The following is a 17,242-nucleotide window of genomic DNA, read 5'->3' as shown; positions in this document are numbered from 1 at the left end:
AAATCTGCAACCCATGCTCTTTGCGCTGTTCACGGGCAGCGACGGTTGGTAATCTTGTGCCTCAAAATCAACTGCAATGAGCTTTAGCATCCAAAACCAACACATTGAACCGGGTACCAAAATCCTTTTTGCCTGCATGGCCGCCGATGGCCATTTTAATCCACTAACCAGTTTGTCCCTGCAGCTGCAGGCCATGGGCTGCGAAATTGGCTGGTATGTAGGTTCGGCATTTGCCGAAAAAGTAGAAGCAATGGGCATCCGCTATTTTCCGCAGAAAAAAGCCGTTGATGTAACCGCCGAAAACCTCGAAGAAATTTACCCCGAACGCAATAAGCTGAAAAGCGGCATTCCCAAACTGCGCTTCGATCTGGAGCATTTTTTTATCCGCCGCGGCCCCGATTTTTACGCCGACATCAAAGAACTGCACCAGGAGTTTCCGTTTGAACTGATGGTAACCGAAGTGTCGTTTACCGCCATTCCTTTTGTGCAGCAAAAAATGAACATCCCTGTGGTGACCATTGGCATCATTCCCATTGCCGAAACTTCGAAAGACCTGCCGCCGATGGGCCTGGGCATGACGCCCAGCAATTCAATATTAGGCCGCCTGAAACAGGCAGCGCTGCGCTGGATTACCGAGCAGGTATTGCTGCGCAAACCTATGCTGGTGCTGGACGAACTGATGGCTGTGGAAGGCCTCAAACGCGACGGCAACCTGTTTGACACAGCCTACCGCACCAGCACGCTGGTGCTGCAAAGTGGCACGCCGGGTTTCGAATACCCGCGTACTGATATGAACCCGAACCTGCGGTTTATCGGCGCCCTGTTGCCGGCCCCGTCGCGCAAAAAACAAAAGCCTTGGAGCAGCGAAAAATTGCTGCAATTCAATAAAGTGATCCTGTGCACACAAGGCACTGCCGAAGCCGACGTGGAAAAACTCATTGTGCCCACGCTGGAGGCTTTTGCCGGCACCGATCACCTGGTGATTGTAACCACATCGGGCAACCAAACCGAAAGCCTGCGCCAGCGTTTTCCGCAGCGCAACGTTATCATTGAAGATTTTATCCCCTTTGCCGATGTAATGCCTTACTGCGATGCCTATGTAACCAATGGCGGTTATGGTGGCACTTTGCTGGGCATACAGCACAAGCTGCCGCTGGTAGTGGCCGGCGTAAACGAAGGCAAAAACGAAATCTGTGCACGGGTGGGCTATTTCAAGCTGGGCATCAACCTGAAAACCGAAAAGCCCAAACCGGCGCAGCTGAAAAAGGCTGTGGAAGCAGTGTTGAACAACGACACCTACCGGCAAAACGTGGTGCAGTTGAGCAAGGAGTTTGGGCAGTACAATCCGCAGGAGTTGTTTGTGCAATACGTTGCGGAACTGCTGCAACAACAGCCGAGGAAGCGGCGGGTAATGGAAGCGGTGTATTGAGGTAAAACGAACTTCGGCCTGCATTCATCATCTAAATGCCTGTTCGCTTATGCCTACCCGTTACCAAGTAGATCTTTTGCGCTGCTGGGTTGTCATGCCGAACTTGTTTCGGCATGCCCTTCAACCTTTGGAGCTTTCTGAATGTATAGACTACAAAACGAGTCTGGCATTGCCTACACCGCGTAGCTAGACTGTGTTTTGAATACGGTTGCTATTAACAAGCATGATTTTTCAAGATGCTTCATACATATAGTGGTGTGTTTTTCTCGCAAAAAGCCCCTACTTGCAGGGGCTTTTTGTTTGAGTAAAAAACCTAGCTAAATGCATATCGAAAGCTTCTTTTCAGGTGCGATACAAAAGCTGCTTTCCGCACCTTGCTGGAATATATAGCGTGACGGTGCTGCATCAAAAACAGGAATAGTTGCCAACGGTTGGCGCCATTCAATCCATCCTGCCACAACGCATGCAGGTTGTTGAAAAATGCCTGCTGTTCCTCCTTCAATCCTGGCGTGGTACAAAACTGCTGCAGGTTGCGCAACACCATTTCTTTTTCCTGCCGGTGCCGTTCGGCCAGGCTCAGTTGAATTTTTTCGGTAGCGTTGGCACCATGCCAGCGCTGGTACACCAGCACCTGCGGGCAGTATTGCACACCGCCATTGCATGCGGCCACCATAGCCAACCACCAGTCGTAATACACTTGTGGGTGAAAAGGCGGCGCCAACGCCAGCAGCTCTTTTCTAAACAATACCGCGTGGCCGCTCACCGTGTTGTACACCGCCAGGCTACGCGAATCAGTGCCTGCAAAATGCCGCATCATGTTGTTGGGTTGCGCCGTGGTGGGGTCGTTGCCGGTAAACAGCGCCGAGTTGCAATAAATAAGCGGGCACTCCGGGCTCCATTGCGCCAGCATGGTGCTGATTTTTTCGGGGTGCCATACATCGTCCTGGTCGGCAATGGCAATAACATCGCCCGAGGCCAGGCGCAGGGCCTGTTCAAAATTTCGGTTGTAACCGAGGTTGGTTTTATTTTGATGCAATGAAATAACCCCGTTGCCGGCCGCAATCCTGGCCACAATTGCAGGCGTGCCGTCGGTGCTGGCATCATCTGCTACAATGATCTCGTACAGCGGGTAGACCTGTGCCAGTATGGAAAGGAGTTGTTCTTCGATAAAAGCGGCACCATTGTAGGTGCACACCACTACCGATACACGCTGTATTGCGTTCATCATCAACGGGGCAGGTTTTGCAGGGAAAAAAGCGGCATCGGGCGGTTCGTTTTTTTAACTGCGCTATCTTTTGTTACTTGCGCCTCAATAAAATTGCTCATACAACGACAGGGGCCGCTCCATGGTCACTATGAAAAACAGCGCTGCGCAAAGGTAGGCAATCGGCGAAGCAAACCATTACAATGAACACACAGTTGGACCCCTCCCTGATATCTGTAGTACTGGCTGCCTGCAATGGCGCCCGGTACCTGGCGGTGCAACTCGATTCTGTTTTTGCCCAGACTTATCCCAACATAGAAGTAATAGCCGTAGACGATGCCAGCACCGATGACAGCTACCGGATTTTACAACAATATGCCCAACGGCACCCCAATATGCGGGTGTACCGCAATGAGGAAAACCTGGGTTATATCAAAAATTTTGAACGGGCCTGCAGCTTGGCGCAGGGCAGCTTTATAGCGCTGTGCGACCAGGACGATTACTGGGTGCCGCAAAAGCTGGAGCGGCTGGCGGCCAACATTGGCAAACACCCCATGATTTATTGCGATTCGGCCATTTGCAACGAAGACCTGCAGCCTACCGGTGTGCGGGCATCGGACCGGGCCGAAATGATAGACATAACCAATTGCCTGCAGCAGGCGGTGGTTTGCCGGGTTTATGGCCATGCCTCGCTGTTTGTGCGGCAGTTGTTGCAGCAGGCTGCTCCTTTTCCGCCGGCACTGCCCCACGATTGGTGGCTTTGTTTTGTGGCGGCCAACCACGGCGGCATTGCTTACCTGCCCGAAGTGCTGGTGCATTACCGCCAGCACGACAACAATGCCGTGGGCGCCATTGGCGAACGCAGCCGGCACAGCGGCCACCGCACGGCGCTGCACCGCAAATGGTCGGAGGTAAAAGCCATCAGGTGCCGCATGAATCTTTTTTACAAAACCTGCCCGGACACGCTGGTGCAGGAAAAAGGCGTGCTGAAAAACTTGGCCGAGAGCTATGGCAGCTTTTCGTTGTGGCACAACCTGAAGCGGGTGCAGGTTTTTATGAACAACCAAAGCCAGTTGCTTGCGGTAAAAAAAGGCAACGGGCTGCGCAAATACATTTTTTGCCTCAAGATGTTTTACCGCATCCGCTGACGGCTCATTTTTTCCCGGGTTTATTTAACGCTTCCGTGTATGCCGTTGGCTTACTTTTGCAAAAAAGCGGAAACCGGCATGCGTAAAGGATTTTTTATATTGGCTTTATCGCTGGGCCTTGGAGTTGCTGCCGATGCCCAATGTTCTATTTGTACCAAAACGGCGGCCCAACTGGGCGAAAAACCTGCCCGTGGTTTGAACGCCGGCATCTTGTACCTGGCCCTGACACCGCTGGCCCTGGCGGGTGGTATTGGCTGGTATTGGTGGAAGCGACAAAAGGCGTAAGGTTGAATCCACTTGGTGTTTTGAATTTTGCACCAAAGGGTAGGTTATAATATTTCCAGCTTTCCCATTTTATTTTCCTTAAAATGCCGGTAGGCCAGCAGTAGAAAGCTAGCCAGCTTGCGGGTGTTGCGGCCGTAAAAAAGCGCTTTCTCAATCCGTTTCAGCACATCTCTTCTAATGACTGGCATCAGGGGCACTTTTTGGCCGGCAAACTTCTGTTGCAGGTACAACAGGTTGCGCAGCATATAATAGCAACGCAGCGGTGGGTGCACTTCTTTTTTCTTTTTTACCAAAAACATAGTTTTGATAGATGACCTGTTGATGAGGGAGCCCACCTTGTGTACCATGGCCACCGATTGAAACTCAATGATGGAATAACCCGCCAGGCTTGCTTTGATGCAGTATTCGTGGTCAACCGAATCGATAAACAAGGCTTCGTCGAACCCGCCGATTTGATGAAATGGCTGCAGGTTCATCAACGCCCCGGAAGTAATTACCCGTTTGGCTTTTTGCCAGCTGCAGGTTAGGGGCAGCGGCTGGTTTTCCCTGAAAAATTTGGGACCGAACAGCGCCACCTGTTTTTTTTCGGCAAAGCCGGCAAAGCATTGCAGGTATTGCGTTATCGACTGTGGCGTAAACCAGGAATCCTGGTCCATGGTGAGCAACCAGTGGTACCCCGCTGCTATTGCATAACCCGCTGCTTCATTGAGTCGCACCGCAAGGCCACGGTTTTGCCCATCGTGGAAATAGGAAACTTTTGGATAACGCGACCAATCAACCTGCAATGCTTGATCCTCGGTATTGTCGATTATAAAAATCTGCGCAACGGCACTGTAATAGGTTTCGAGGTTATAGATAAATGTGTCGTCGGGGTGATAGAGAATAACCGCGGCCGCAATGGCATACTCCTCATGTCTTGAATCCATAATCGGCGAACTTGAACTGGTATTCTGGCTGGACGGCTCGTTGCGCCAACCTTTGTCCTGCATATTTCAGGTGGTCAAAAATCGATCTTGTACTAAAATAAAATCCTTTATAATCTGCCGGCTAATAGCATTAAAAGTTCAGGTATTGGCTGATGCCAACCGGGCCCCATTTCGTCTTTTGCTGGATGGCCTCATCCATCATCCGGATGTTTTCGGCTTCGTTGTCCCTGCTTGCCTCGCGGTGATACAGGTGATAAGTAACACCGCCCATTTTCAGAAACTTCTTTTTTACCCCGGCATTGATCAGGCGGATGGCCAGCTCGCTGTCTTCACGGCCCCAGCCGGTAAAAGCTTCGTTGTAGCCGTTCACTAGCAGCAGGTCATCGCGCCAAAAAGCCATGTTGCAGCCTTTTACGTAGTATTTGTTTTTGCCCTCGGTTTTGTAGTGCCGCGACAGCAGGTTGCGCAAAGCACGGTTGCGCAGCTTGTTGAAAAAATTTTTACTGCCCTGGTGGTGCTTGTCCACGTTAAGGGAGCGATGCTGCAGCAGGGCCGCCGTGGTACGTGCCGACAGCAACACGCGGCTACCCGATACAAAAAAATGGGGTTCCTGCAGGTGCAGGTGGTCTTCAATAAAATGCGGGTGCAGGATCAGGTCGCCATCAATTTGAATAATGTAGGGAAAAGCGGCGCGGGCCATGGCACGGTTGCGGATTTTGGCCAGTTGAAAACCTTCGTCGGGGTGCCACACATGTACAATGGGCACTTTGCTTTTGACGGCAAACTGTTCTATCAACAGGCGGGTTTCGTCGCCGGAGCCATCGTCGGCAATAATAATTTCCTGCGGCAGCACGGTTTGCAGCTGCACGCTTTCCAGGCAAAGCTCAAGGGCCTGCGGCCAATTGTAAGTAGCAATGATCAGGCTACAGGGCTGTTTCATAAAACTGTGATTGCGCAAATCGGTACAGGTTAAAATCGGGTTGGGTGCTGGCGGCACGCAGCCGGGCCATCAGCACTTCTTTGGACAACGATTGCATGCGGTGGCGTTGCACCAACTGGTAGGCCCTTTCGGTAAGCAGCCACAGGCGGCGGTCCGTGCCCAGTTGTTCGGGTACCGCTTCTTCCAGATGGTTGCTCAATACATCAAGGCCGGCGCCGGTGGCGGCAACGGTTTTTACAATGGGTACTTCCTGGCGGTGCGTGCCAAATGTTGGCGCCAGCATGGCCCGGAGGGCTTTTACAAAAGCATCGGCACCGGGGCGGTCAGCTTTATTTACCACAAAAAGGTCGGCAATTTCCATAAGGCCTGCTTTCATCGTCTGCACTTCGTCGCCTGCTTCGGGCACCAGCACCACCAGCGTAGTATCGGCCAGCCCGGCAATTTCCACCTCGCTTTGGCCCACACCCACCGTTTCCACCAACACATAATCGAAGCCGGCTGCCCGCATCAGTTCGGTAATTTCAATGATTTTGGGGTGCAGCCCGCCCAGCGACCCGCGGGTGGCCAGCGACCGGATAAATACCTGCGGATGGGTGTACCACTGGCTCATCCGGATGCGGTCGCCCAGCACGGCGCCAAGGTTGAACGGTGAAGAAGGGTCCACACAAAGCACGGCCACCTTTTTACCCTTATCGATCAATTGCCCAATAAGTCCATCCACGAGGGTACTTTTGCCGGCACCCGGCGGACCGGTAATGCCCACAACCCGGCATTGCTGCCGGTGCGGCAGGCGGGCAAGCAGCGCATCATAGCCGGGAGCTTCATTTTCTACAAAAGAAACGGCCCGGGCCAGCGCCTTTTGCGATCCTTGCTCAATTTGTGCCAAAAGTGTGGAAGCATTCATTAGTCAACAGGGAGTGCCAGCATGCCTGAGCTTGATTTTTACGTGGTATAAATATTTGTACAATACGTCGCTTTATGCCCGCATACCCACCGTTGCGAAAATAAGGGTGCCGGGCCAACACTTTATTTTATTTAATACATAATTGAACCTTTAACCAAATCGAATGGCTGAATTTGATTACTTGATTGTGGGCGCCGGGCTGTTTGGCGCCACCTTTGCGCACCTGGCTACCAAGGCCGGAAAAAAATGCCTGGTCATTGACCGCCGGTCCCATATTGGCGGCAACACCTACTGCGAAAACCAGGACGGCATCAATGTGCATGTGTACGGAGCCCATATTTTTCATACAAACGACAAACCCATCTGGGATTTTGTCAATTCCTTTACCGAGTTTAACCGCTATACCAACAGCCCCGTGGCGCTGCACGAAGGCAAGCTGTACAACCTGCCGTTTAACATGAACACCTTTTACCAGCTATGGGGTGTAACCACGCCGCAGCAGGCGCAGGATAAAATTGCGGAGCAGATCCAGTCGCTCAACATTAAGGAGCCGCAAAACCTGGAAGAGCAGGCATTGACGCTGGTGGGCACCGATATTTATTATAAACTGATCAAAGGCTACACCGAAAAGCAGTGGGGCCGCAAGGCTACCGAGCTGCCCGCATTCATCATCAAGCGGCTGCCGGTGCGTTTTACCTACGACAATAATTATTTCAACGACAAATACCAGGGCATTCCCATTGGCGGTTATAACAAAATAACCGAAGGCATGCTGCAAGGCAGCGATGTGCGCCTGAACGTGGATTATTTTTCCGATCGCGACCACTTCAACAACATTGCCGACAAAGTGGTGTTTACCGGTCCGCTGGATGAGTATTACAATTTCCAGTTTGGCGAACTCGAGTACCGCAGCCTGCGCTTTGAACACGAACGCCACGAAGTGGAAAACTACCAGGGCAACGCGGTGGTCAACTACACCGAGGCCGAAGTGCCGTACACCCGCATCATTGAGCACAAGCATTTCGAGTTTGGCAAACAGCCCCACACCATCATTACCCGCGAATACCCCGACCAGTGGAGCCGCGGCAAAGAAGCTTATTACCCCATCAACGACGAGGAAAACACCCGCCGGATGAAGCAATACCAGGAACTGGCTGAAAAGGAAGAAGGCGTGCTGTTTGGCGGACGCCTGGCCGAGTACCGCTACTACGATATGCACCAGGTGATCGGTTCGGCTTTTGTAAAAGCAAAACAGGAGTTGGGTGTAGATTCGCCCAAAACTGTTGCATGAACATTGTAGCCGTAGTGGTTACCTACAACCGGAAAGCTTTGTTGCAGGAATGTATTTCGGCCCTGGAAAAACAAACGCTGACGCCGGCAAAAGTGCTGGTGGTAAACAACAGCGCTACCGACGGTACTACCGAGTGGCTGCAACAACAGCAAGGACTGTTTGTGGTAAACCAGCCCAACCGGGGCGGATCCTGGGGGTTTTATACAGGCATTAAAACGGCTTACCACGCCGGCGCCGACTGGGTATGGTTGATGGACGATGATACCATTCCGGACCCCGATGCATTGGAGCAGCTGGTAAAGGCTGCGCAAAAAATGGAACAGGCTGGCGAGCCGTTCCATTTTTTTGCGTCTAAGGCGGTGTGGACCGACGGTAACCCGCACCTGATGAACATTCCGCAGGTAGACCAGCATTTTTCGGGTAAACACCCCGATGCCTGGTACGAGGAGCAGGGTGTGTTGCCAGTGGCTTTTTGCTCTTTTGTTTCGCTGTTGGTATCGCGGGAAGCTATTGGCAAAGCCGGGCTGCCGGTAAAAGAACTGTTTATCTGGAACGACGATTTTGAATACACCACCCGCCTGCGGCGGCTTGGTTTTAAGGGCGGCTATGTGCCCGGCAGCGTAGTGTTGCACAAAACGCCCACTAACTACCACGCAAATTTGTTTACCGATAGTGCCGCCAATCTTTGGAAGCACCGCTATGGTATTCGCAATGAGCTGTATGTGCGGCGCATCAACAAAGGTTATGGCTCCTTTTTGCGCAATGTGGCCAAGCGTTTTGTAGTGCTGCCCCTCACCATCATGGCTAAGCGAAAAGAGGCCCGCTGGCCGTTTATCAAAACCGTGTGGCAGGGCACCTGGCAAGCATTGAGTTTTAATCCGGAGCGGGAGGGGGTGGAATAGGACAGTCGGAAGTCGGAGGTCGGAAGTCCGAAGACGTTTATGCCAATGAGGAGGGTGCTATGGGGTGTGGAAGACGACATTTTCATGACGATAAGAACATGACCTCTTTAAGCCATCTTCCCTGTCTTCCGACTTCGGACCTCTGACTTCCGTCTTCCCTTGCACCATATTTGCTGTATGTTGGCGCTATGACCAATTTCATCCCGATCTTCCCCCTGGGCGTGGTGCTGTACCCCGGCGAAAGCCTGAACCTGCACATATTTGAACCGCGCTACAAACAATTGATCAAAGACTGCTACGAACAGAAAAAGCAGTTTGGCATACCGGCAGTGATCGAAAACAAGCTACAAGATTTTGGTACCCTTACTTCAATCGCCGAGATTACCAAAGTGTATGAAGGCGGCGAAATGGACATTAAAACCAAGGGCGAAAAGGTGTTCCGCATATTGGAAGTGATCAAGGAAATTCCCGAAAAACTGTACAGTGGCGCTATTGTTACCTACCCCGATAATATGGACCGCGGCAACCCCGAAGTGCTTCGCCGGCTGGTGGCCTCCATCCGCGAACTGCACCGCATGCTGAATGTGCAAAAGGAGTTCAATAAGGCGGACGAAGAACTGAAAACCTACGACCTGGCGCATCATATCGGGCTTTCGCTGCAGGAGGAATACGAGCTGCTGAACCTGTTCGACGAACGCCAGCGGCAGGAATATCTCAAACGCCACCTCACCAAAGTGATCCCGATGATTGCCGAAATGGAGCAGTTAAAAGAAAAAGTTAAACTCAATGGTCATTTCCGAAACCTGAGTTCGTTTAATCTCGACCTGTAAAACAGGCAGCAAGATTTCTATAAATAAAAAAGCAGCCGAATGTTATCGGTTGCTTTTTTATGTACGGTAAAACGGAGCGCTTATTTCCGCAGCGTCAACTCCTGGATGATGTTGGAGGCGCCGCCCAGTTTATCAATACACCACAGCACATAGCGGATGTCCACATTAATGGTGCGGTTCAGGTCTTTATCAAAAGCCAGCTTGTGGCTCAGCGCCTCGTAGTTGCCGTCGAATGCCAGGCCAATCAACTCTCCGTTGCCATTAATTACCGGCGAGCCCGAGTTGCCCCCAGTAATGTCGTTGGAGGTGATAAAACCCACCACCAGTTCGCCGGTGCGGGCATCCCTGTACTGGCCATAGTCCTTGGCGCGGGCTAGTTTCAGCAGGTTTTCGGGCAGGTCAAATTCGTAATCGCCCGGTTTGTATTTATCCAGCACACCTTTCATGGTGGTCACGTAATCGTATTTCACCGCATCGCGGGGCTGGTAGCTAGCCACTTTGCCATAGCTCAGGCGCATGGTAAACGTGGCATCGGGGTACATCACTTTTGTAGGCTGTTGCTCCATGATACCTTTCAGGTACAGCCGGCCCCAATCGGCATTGCGGGTGGTAAACTGCTGGAACAGGGGCAGGTATTTGCTTTGGTAATTTTTCAAAAACGACGATGCCAGGTTATAGGCCAGGTCGCCCTGCAGCGCATTGGCATCGGGGCTTTTTACAAAATCGGCCCAGCGGTTGTTGTCCAGCAAAATGGTGTTGCGGAAAACAGCCTCGGCGTATTTTTCATACGTTGATGTTTTGTCCAGTGCGCCGTATTCGTTGCGGATGGCCTCAAACAACCCGATGGGGTGCTGGTCTTTGGGCACATCGGTGTAAAACATTTGCAGCACCGCCGCCAGTATTTTTTGGTCGGAAGCCTTGTTGTGTTCTTTTAAAAACTGGGTGCGGGCCTCGTTGGCGGCCGCCACAGCTTTTTGCATGTCGGCACCCGATGCATTGGTACGCACCAGCGCAGCTTCCACGGGTTGCAGCGTTGCAGCAAACGAAATCAACGGTGAGCCAAAAATGCCTTCGTTGATGTACACCCGTTGCTTGGCATAAGGCCGCCATGCAGCGTAGGCCTGCTCCAAATTGGTAAAAATGTCTTTGTACTCAGGCTTGTTGGCTGCCCATTTTTGAAAAGCTTCTTCGCTCCTTTTCTTTTGCCCGTAAACATCATACTTCAGCAGTTGCTTGGTTTCGCCGTCGTAAAATTTCCAGTAGTTGGCAATGGAAGCATAACTGGAAGCCAGTTGCAGCTTGATGGCCGGGTCCCGCTTCATTTCCTCAAACATGTATTTGAGGCGCATGTCGCGCAGCTTTACCAGCGTGGGGTTGGCAATGTCGGTGGCCAGTTGCACACCAAGCGAACTTTCATACCGGTTGGTGCTACCGGGGTAACCGTAGATCATCGCAAAGTCGCCTTCTTTCACACCTTTCAGCGAAACGGGCAGGTGCCATTTTGGTTTCAGCGGCTGGTTGTCGGCGTTATATGCAGCGGGTTTGCCATCTTTTGAAGCATATACCCGGAACACCGAAAAGTCGCCGGTGTGGCGGGGCCACTCCCAGTTGTCGGTATCGCCGCCGTATTTGCCGATGCTTTCGGGCGGCGTGCCCACCAGGCGCACATCGTTATACACCTGGTACACAAACGCCAGGTACTGGTTGCCTTTAAACAAGGGAGAGATGCGGGTAATAATATTTTGCGAAGCATCCGACATACGGCCATTGATGGAAGCCAGCACGGCGCTTTGGCGTTGTGCCCGCTCGGCGCCACTTAGGCCTTTCAGGGAGTCGGCTACTTCCTTGGTTACATCTTCCACGCGGAGCAGGAACTGCACCGACAGGCCGGTGGCCGGGATTTCTTCGCCTTTATTTTTTGCATAAAAACCATCACGCAGGTAATTGCGTTCCACGGTGCTGGCAGCCGCAATGGCGCTGTAGCCGCAGTGGTGGTTGGTAAAAATGAGGCCTTGCTGGCTCACCACCTCGCCAGTGCAACCGCCGCCAAAAATCACGATGGCGTCTTTGATCGAAGCTTTGTTGATGCTGTACAATTGTTCCTTGGAAAGCTTGAGTCCCTTTTTTACCATATCGTTGTACACCGACTGGCCCAGCAACATGGGCAGCCACATGCCTTCGTCGGCAGCGGCCCGAAACACCATGCTGATGCTAAGGGCTAAAAGGAGCAGGATCTTTTTCATGTGAACGCTAAATTTTAAAGCAAACCTACCGGAAAATCGGGTGCAGGAAAATGAGCCTTGTTTGTTTTAACGAATGCTGCTGCCTGTTGTGTGGCCCTTTCCCATGCTTTGGAAAAGGTATTTGGTAAATGTGCTGCGCCAAATGCATCGGGCAAGCTTTCTTATCTTCAGGGCAAATCAATTATATGATCACTACCACTACGCCTTCCATCGAAGGGCACTCCATACAGCAATACTTTGGTGTTGTTTCGGCCGAAGTGATTATCGGCGCCAACTTTTTGAAAGACATACTGGGCGGCCTGCGCGATATACTGGGCGGCCGCAGCGGAACCTATGAGCGGGTGCTGGAAGAAGCGCGGCAAAATGCGCTGAACGAGCTGGTGCAAAAAGCGCAGCGCATGGGCGCTAATGCCGTTGTGGGCATCGACCTGGATTTTGAAACCATTGGCGCCAACGGCAGCATGCTGATGGTAGTGGCCTGCGGCACCGCGGTGCGGGTGGCGTGAGGAGGTGAATGGGGGGTGGTGAATGGTCAATGGTGAAATTCGTCAAACGTGAAACGTCAAACGTGAAATGTGAAGGAGCGTTTTTTGAACCACGAAGACACTAAGGAACAAAGGAGCACAAAGTTTAGGGCAGGTTTGCATTATATACATTAATAGCCCTTGATGCAAATTCCTAACTTCAAAATCCATTTGACACCTTTCACGTTTGACGTTTCACGATCGCTATTCACCATTGACCATTCACGATTGACGTTTGACGTTTGACGAAATTCACCGCTCATGGCCTCCTCCAACTCAATCCTCCTGCCGGTTCAGCGTTTCCCAAAGCAGGTCTTTTAGTTGCTGTATGTTTTTATGCACCACCGAAGAAACAAACAGGTGCGGAACGCCTTTGGGCAATTCGGCTGCAATGGCCTGCATCAGTTCTTCATCCAGCATATCACTTTTTGAAATGCCAATGATGAATTGCTTATGCAGCAGCTCGGGGTTGTATTCTTCTAGCTCATTTACCAAAATATCGAACTCCTTACGGTGGTCCTTGCTATCGGCAGGGATAAGGAACAGCAAAATAGAGTTGCGTTCAATATGCCGCAAAAAGCGGTGGCCCAGGCCCTTGCCTTCGGCGGCGCCTTCAATAATTCCGGGGAGGTCGGCTATGCAAAAGCTTTTATTATCGCGGTATTCAACTATGCCCAGGTTGGGGGTAATGGTGGTAAAAGCGTAATCGGCAATCTTTGGCTTGGCCGCCGTCATCACCGACAGCAGCGTAGATTTTCCGGCATTGGGGAAGCCCACCAGTCCTACATCAGCCAGCACTTTAAGCTCCAGTACTTTCCAGCCTTCAATGCCGGGCAGCCCGGGCTGGGCGTACTCAGGCGCCTGGTTGGTGGGGGTTTTAAAATTGGTATTGCCCAGGCCGCCCTTGCCGCCCGGCAGCCAAACCACTTCCTCGCCGTGGTGCAGCACCTCGGCTTCTTTTTCGCCGGTTTCCTCATCCCGTGCAATGGTGCCCAGCGGCACTTCCAGCACAATATCGTTGCCATCGGCGCCGGTTCGGTTGTTGTCGCCGCCCCGCTCACCGTTTTCGGCCAGCACGTTTTTGTGGTAGCGCAGGTGCAGCAGGGTCCACAGGTTGCGGTTGCCCCGCAAAATAATGTGGCCACCCCGGCCGCCGTCGCCGCCATCGGGGCCGCCAAACGCGGTTATTTTATCGCGGCGGAAATGCTTGATGCCGGCACCGCCATGGCCGCTGCGGCAAAATATCCGAATCTGGTCTACAAAATTGCTCTTCTCCATCGGGACAAAAATAAGTCAGTAAAGTCCGAAAAGACGGGAAAGTCGGAAAAGACGGAAGACCGAAGTCTGAAGATTTAAGAAAGGGCCGTCCGTATTTGCAGGATGGAAGCAAGAAGTTTTGATGCTTGTCATTATCAAAATGCGCTTGATTTAGAATTGCTTCAACCCTTTAAACACCTGACTTTGAAACTCCCGACTAATTATTCCCGATTCATCAATCCATAATCCACGGTATGCAGCGGCACCTGCGCCACCGGCTCCTGCAGCGGCTCGCAGGGCCGCAGCGTATCGAAGCACCACTGCGGCAGTTGCTGGTACAGCCGGGTGCCTTCGCTTTTCCAGGCCATCATTTCATCGCTTACCTGTTTGATGATTTTTGCGGGATTGCCTACCACCATCGAGCGGGCCGGAATTTTTTCGCCTTGTTTGATAAAACAAAGCGCACCCACGATACATTCATCGCCCAGTTCCACTTCGTCCATGATCACGGCGTTCATGCCCACCAGGCAGTTGCGGCCAATGGTAGCGCCGTGTATAATGGCACCGTGCCCAATGTGTGCGCCTGCTTTCAGCAACACGGTAACGCCCGGGAACATATGAACCGTGCAGCTCTCCTGCACGTTGCAGCCATCTTCAATAACAATGGCGCCCCAGTCGCCGCGCAGTGCGGCACCGGGGCCAATGTACACATCGCGGCCAATGGTAACATTTCCGGTTATGCATGCCTGTGGGTGTATAAAAGAAGAAGGGTGCACCACCGGTTTGATGCCGTTGAATTCGTAGCAAGCCATGGGTTAAAAATAGCACAATAGGGCAGTTCCGTTTTGTCAGAAAAATGCTCCATCTTTTTGCCCATACATCAAACAGGTATGTCGTTTTTCCGGAATGCGTAAGCCTAAATTCCGGTTTGCGTTAGTGAAAGCGGGGGCATCGGGCCAGTTTTGCACTTCAAAATTGAGACGACAACCATGAGAGGGGCATTGATTTTTTTAACCGTACTGCTTACGGGCCTGCAAGCGGCTGCATTCAACAACATAGAAAACAGCGGCATCATTCGCGGCACAGTTACCACCGCCGAGGGCAAGGCCGCACCGGAGGTAACCATCCAATTGCAAGGCACAGCAAGGGGCACCATCACCGACGAAAAGGGTTTTTTTGAGATAAAAAAACTGGCAGCCGGCAGCTACACGGTAGTGGCATCGCTGCAGGGTTTTGAGCGGGAAGAACAAACCGTGCAGGTAGCCGATGGACAATCGGTAAACATTTCTTTCCAGTTAGCCATCAACTCCAAGCAACTCGACGCCGTGGTAGTGACCGGCAACCGCAAGTACCGCACCGGCAATGTATCGCCATCGCTGCGGCTCACCACGCCCATTTTGGAGCTGTCGCAAAACATACAGGTTATTTCCAAAGGCATCATTGCCGACCAGCAATCGTTTGACATGCTGGATGGCATACAACGCAATGTAAGCGGTGCGCAAAAACTGGAGCATTGGGACAATTATGCCCGTATCAATATGCGGGGCAGCGCCCTCACCGCTTTTCGCAACGGGCTGAACGTATCGATGCCTTGGGGCCCGCTTACCGAAGATGTAAGCATGGTGGAGCGCATTGAGTTTGTAAAAGGGCCGGCGGGTTTTATGCTGGCCAATGGCGAACCCAGTGGGTTTTATAACGTGGTAACCAAAAAGCCCAGTGGCTACAACAGGGGTGAGGTAAGCGTTTCGCTTGGATCGTTCAACTTGTACCGCGCCACTGCCGATGTGGATGGCAAATTTTCCAAAGACGGCAAGCTGCTCTACCGCATCAATGTAATGGGCCAGCTTAAAGGATCACACCGCGATTTTGAATACAACAACCGCTATTCTATTGCGCCGGTGTTGAAATACCTGATCGACGACAAAACATCGGTAACGCTGGAATACACCCACCAGTATTCGCAAATGAATGTGATCGGCAGCAATTATTCTTTTTCAAAAAAGGGCTATGGCGACTTGCCCCGTAATCACACCACTGCCGAACCGAATCTAGATCCGTCGGTAATTAAAGACAACAGTGTGTTGGCAATTTTTGAACACCGCTTCAACGACCAGTGGAAGTTTACGGCACAAGGCGCTTATTTTAATTACAACATGCAAGGCCAAAGCATCTGGCCCTGGAACATTTCGATGACCAACGACAGCCTGATGCAACGCGGCATCTCCATCTGGGATGCACTGGCCCTGAACAAAACCGGCCAGATGTTCGTGAATGGTGAATTTGCTACTGGTGCGGTTGGTCATAAAGTGCTGGCGGGATTGGACATGGGCAATAGGGATTATTACGCCGACTGGAACCAGGGCGCCGCGTTGGGTGCTCCCAACTTTAATATCTACAACCCGGTGTTTGGTACTGTTGCCGCAGCCGATGTGCCTAAATGGGACCGCAGCCGCGACATACGCGAAAGAGGCGTTCGGTACAACAACGGCTATAGTGCCGTGTACCTGCAGGATGAACTTTCGTTTTTTCAAAACAAATTGCGCCTGACCCTTGCCGGCCGCTTTACCACCAATACCGACCTGAACCCATACAGCGGCAGCACCGACAACAGCAAGTTCACGCCCCGTCTGGGTTTAAGCTACTCCATCAATCCCTCAACGGCTGCCTATTTTGTGTACGACCAGGCTTTTTTGGCCAACTACGGCGCCGACTGGCAGGGCAAAAAATTTGACCCCATCACCGGCGAAAACCTGGAAGTGGGAATCAAACGCGATTGGTTTGGCGGCAAATGGAACACGGCTGTTTCGGCGTACCAGATCACTAAAAACAATGTGCTGACCACCGACCTCGAACACCCCAACGCAGCAGGCCAGTTTGTGTACAACCGCCAAAGCGGGCAGCAGCAAACCAAGGGCGTTGAGTTTGACCTGAAAGGCCAGGTGGCCCGCAACCTGGAGCTGATTGTAAACTATGCTTTTACCGAAGCCAAAACCACTAAGGACAGCGATCCCAAACTGGTTGGCGCACCGGTGGCCGGCGCCACCAGGCACATTCAAAACACATGGGCCAGCTACCGCATTGGCAACGGCGCACTGAGCGGGCTTAAATTTTCGCTTGGTTATCAGTACCAGGCGGGCCGCTCCTCGTGGTTTGTATTTGACAAAACGGCCAATGCACTGCCCGATTATTTCCGGCTGGATGGCGGCATATCCTACGCCGGCGGGCCATTTGGCGTGGCGTTTAACATGAATAACATTTTGGATAAATACCTGTACTCCGGTGCGCCGTACGGTGATATGTTTTACTGGCAAACCGAAGCCGGCCGCAATGCCCGCATTACTGTATCATACAAGTTCTGA

Annotated in this window: 15 protein-coding genes; 8 read left to right on the top strand and 7 right to left on the bottom strand. The window is 52.0% G+C overall.

Annotated elements, in window-relative coordinates; genetic code table 11:
- Nucleotides 1-76 precede the first annotated feature (76 nt).
- Nucleotides 77-1,429 carry a glycosyltransferase gene (locus DRJ53_RS04935; RefSeq protein ID WP_114234499.1) on the top strand — a complete coding sequence of 451 codons (1,353 nt, stop codon included), beginning with the start codon at nucleotides 77-79 and terminating at the stop codon, nucleotides 1,427-1,429.
- A gap of 313 nt (nucleotides 1,430-1,742) precedes the next feature.
- Here DRJ53_RS04935 and DRJ53_RS04930 read toward each other — a convergent pair whose 3' ends face one another.
- Nucleotides 1,743-2,657 (bottom strand): glycosyltransferase, encoded by a 915-nt coding sequence (locus DRJ53_RS04930; RefSeq protein ID WP_114234498.1) that lies wholly within the window; start codon nucleotides 2,655-2,657, stop codon nucleotides 1,743-1,745.
- Nucleotides 2,658-2,836: 179 nt separating this feature from the next.
- On the opposite strand from DRJ53_RS04930, the gene DRJ53_RS04925 reads away from it, so the two are divergent.
- Together DRJ53_RS04925 and DRJ53_RS04920 are read left to right on the top strand one after the other, a co-directional pair.
- Complete coding sequence (locus DRJ53_RS04925) at nucleotides 2,837-3,781, top strand: glycosyltransferase family 2 protein (protein WP_114234497.1); 945 nt, start codon at nucleotides 2,837-2,839, stop codon at nucleotides 3,779-3,781.
- A gap of 78 nt (nucleotides 3,782-3,859) precedes the next feature.
- Complete coding sequence (locus DRJ53_RS04920) at nucleotides 3,860-4,066, top strand: hypothetical protein (RefSeq protein ID WP_114234752.1); 207 nt, start codon at nucleotides 3,860-3,862, stop codon at nucleotides 4,064-4,066.
- 44 nt (nucleotides 4,067-4,110) lie between these two features.
- Here DRJ53_RS04920 and DRJ53_RS04915 read toward each other — a convergent pair whose 3' ends face one another.
- The 3 genes from DRJ53_RS04915 to meaB form a co-directional block, all read right to left on the bottom strand.
- Nucleotides 4,111-4,992 carry a glycosyltransferase gene (locus DRJ53_RS04915; protein WP_162303802.1) on the bottom strand — a complete coding sequence of 294 codons (882 nt, stop codon included), beginning with the start codon at nucleotides 4,990-4,992 and terminating at the stop codon, nucleotides 4,111-4,113.
- 130 nt (nucleotides 4,993-5,122) lie between these two features.
- A complete protein-coding gene (locus DRJ53_RS04910) occupies nucleotides 5,123-5,932 on the bottom strand; it encodes a glycosyltransferase family 2 protein (RefSeq protein WP_114234495.1) in 810 nt (269 codons plus the stop codon).
- Entirely contained in the window at nucleotides 5,916-6,836 is a 921-nt protein-coding gene (gene meaB / locus DRJ53_RS04905) for a methylmalonyl Co-A mutase-associated GTPase MeaB (RefSeq protein WP_114234494.1), read from the bottom strand. Before meaB ends, DRJ53_RS04910 begins: the two co-directional genes overlap by 17 nt.
- A 163-nt stretch (nucleotides 6,837-6,999) precedes the next feature.
- Here meaB and glf point away from each other — a divergent pair, with 163 nt between their 5' ends.
- From glf to DRJ53_RS04890, 3 genes are all read left to right on the top strand, one after another.
- Complete coding sequence (gene glf / locus DRJ53_RS04900; RefSeq protein WP_114234493.1) at nucleotides 7,000-8,127, top strand: UDP-galactopyranose mutase; 1,128 nt, start codon at nucleotides 7,000-7,002, stop codon at nucleotides 8,125-8,127.
- Nucleotides 8,124-9,029, top strand: a complete 906-nt coding sequence (locus tag DRJ53_RS04895) for a glycosyltransferase family 2 protein (RefSeq protein ID WP_114234492.1) — start codon at nucleotides 8,124-8,126, stop codon at nucleotides 9,027-9,029. The genes glf and DRJ53_RS04895 overlap by 4 nt, the downstream gene beginning before the upstream one ends.
- Nucleotides 9,030-9,217: 188 nt before the next feature.
- Nucleotides 9,218-9,859, top strand: coding sequence for an LON peptidase substrate-binding domain-containing protein (locus DRJ53_RS04890; protein WP_114234491.1), 642 nt, complete (start codon nucleotides 9,218-9,220; stop codon nucleotides 9,857-9,859).
- 80 nt (nucleotides 9,860-9,939) lie between these two features.
- Here the strand turns inward: DRJ53_RS04890 and DRJ53_RS04885 are convergent, their stop codons facing one another.
- On the bottom strand, nucleotides 9,940-12,102 hold the full coding sequence (locus tag DRJ53_RS04885; protein WP_114234490.1) for a S46 family peptidase: 2,163 nt from the start codon (nucleotides 12,100-12,102) through the stop codon (nucleotides 9,940-9,942).
- 185 nt (nucleotides 12,103-12,287) lie between these two features.
- Here DRJ53_RS04885 and DRJ53_RS04880 point away from each other — a divergent pair, with 185 nt between their 5' ends.
- Nucleotides 12,288-12,608, top strand: coding sequence for a YbjQ family protein (locus DRJ53_RS04880; protein WP_114234489.1), 321 nt, complete (start codon nucleotides 12,288-12,290; stop codon nucleotides 12,606-12,608).
- 294 nt (nucleotides 12,609-12,902) lie between these two features.
- Here the strand turns inward: DRJ53_RS04880 and obgE are convergent, their stop codons facing one another.
- Nucleotides 12,903-13,904 (bottom strand): GTPase ObgE, encoded by a 1,002-nt coding sequence (obgE, locus tag DRJ53_RS04875; protein WP_114234488.1) that lies wholly within the window; start codon nucleotides 13,902-13,904, stop codon nucleotides 12,903-12,905.
- Between the two features lie 200 nt (nucleotides 13,905-14,104).
- Nucleotides 14,105-14,695, bottom strand: a complete 591-nt coding sequence (locus DRJ53_RS04870; protein WP_114234487.1) for an acyltransferase — start codon at nucleotides 14,693-14,695, stop codon at nucleotides 14,105-14,107.
- A gap of 177 nt (nucleotides 14,696-14,872) precedes the next feature.
- Between DRJ53_RS04870 and DRJ53_RS04865 the strand changes: the two genes are divergently transcribed.
- Nucleotides 14,873-17,242 carry a TonB-dependent receptor gene (locus DRJ53_RS04865; protein ID WP_114234486.1) on the top strand — a complete coding sequence of 790 codons (2,370 nt, stop codon included), beginning with the start codon at nucleotides 14,873-14,875 and terminating at the stop codon, nucleotides 17,240-17,242.

The sequence above is a fragment of the Paracnuella aquatica genome (assembly GCF_003332885.2).
GTDB classification, from domain to species: domain Bacteria; phylum Bacteroidota; class Bacteroidia; order Chitinophagales; family Chitinophagaceae; genus Flavisolibacter; species Flavisolibacter aquaticus.
The sequence above is the reverse complement of the archived record's forward strand: the minus strand, read 5'-3'. Positions and strand labels throughout refer to the sequence as shown.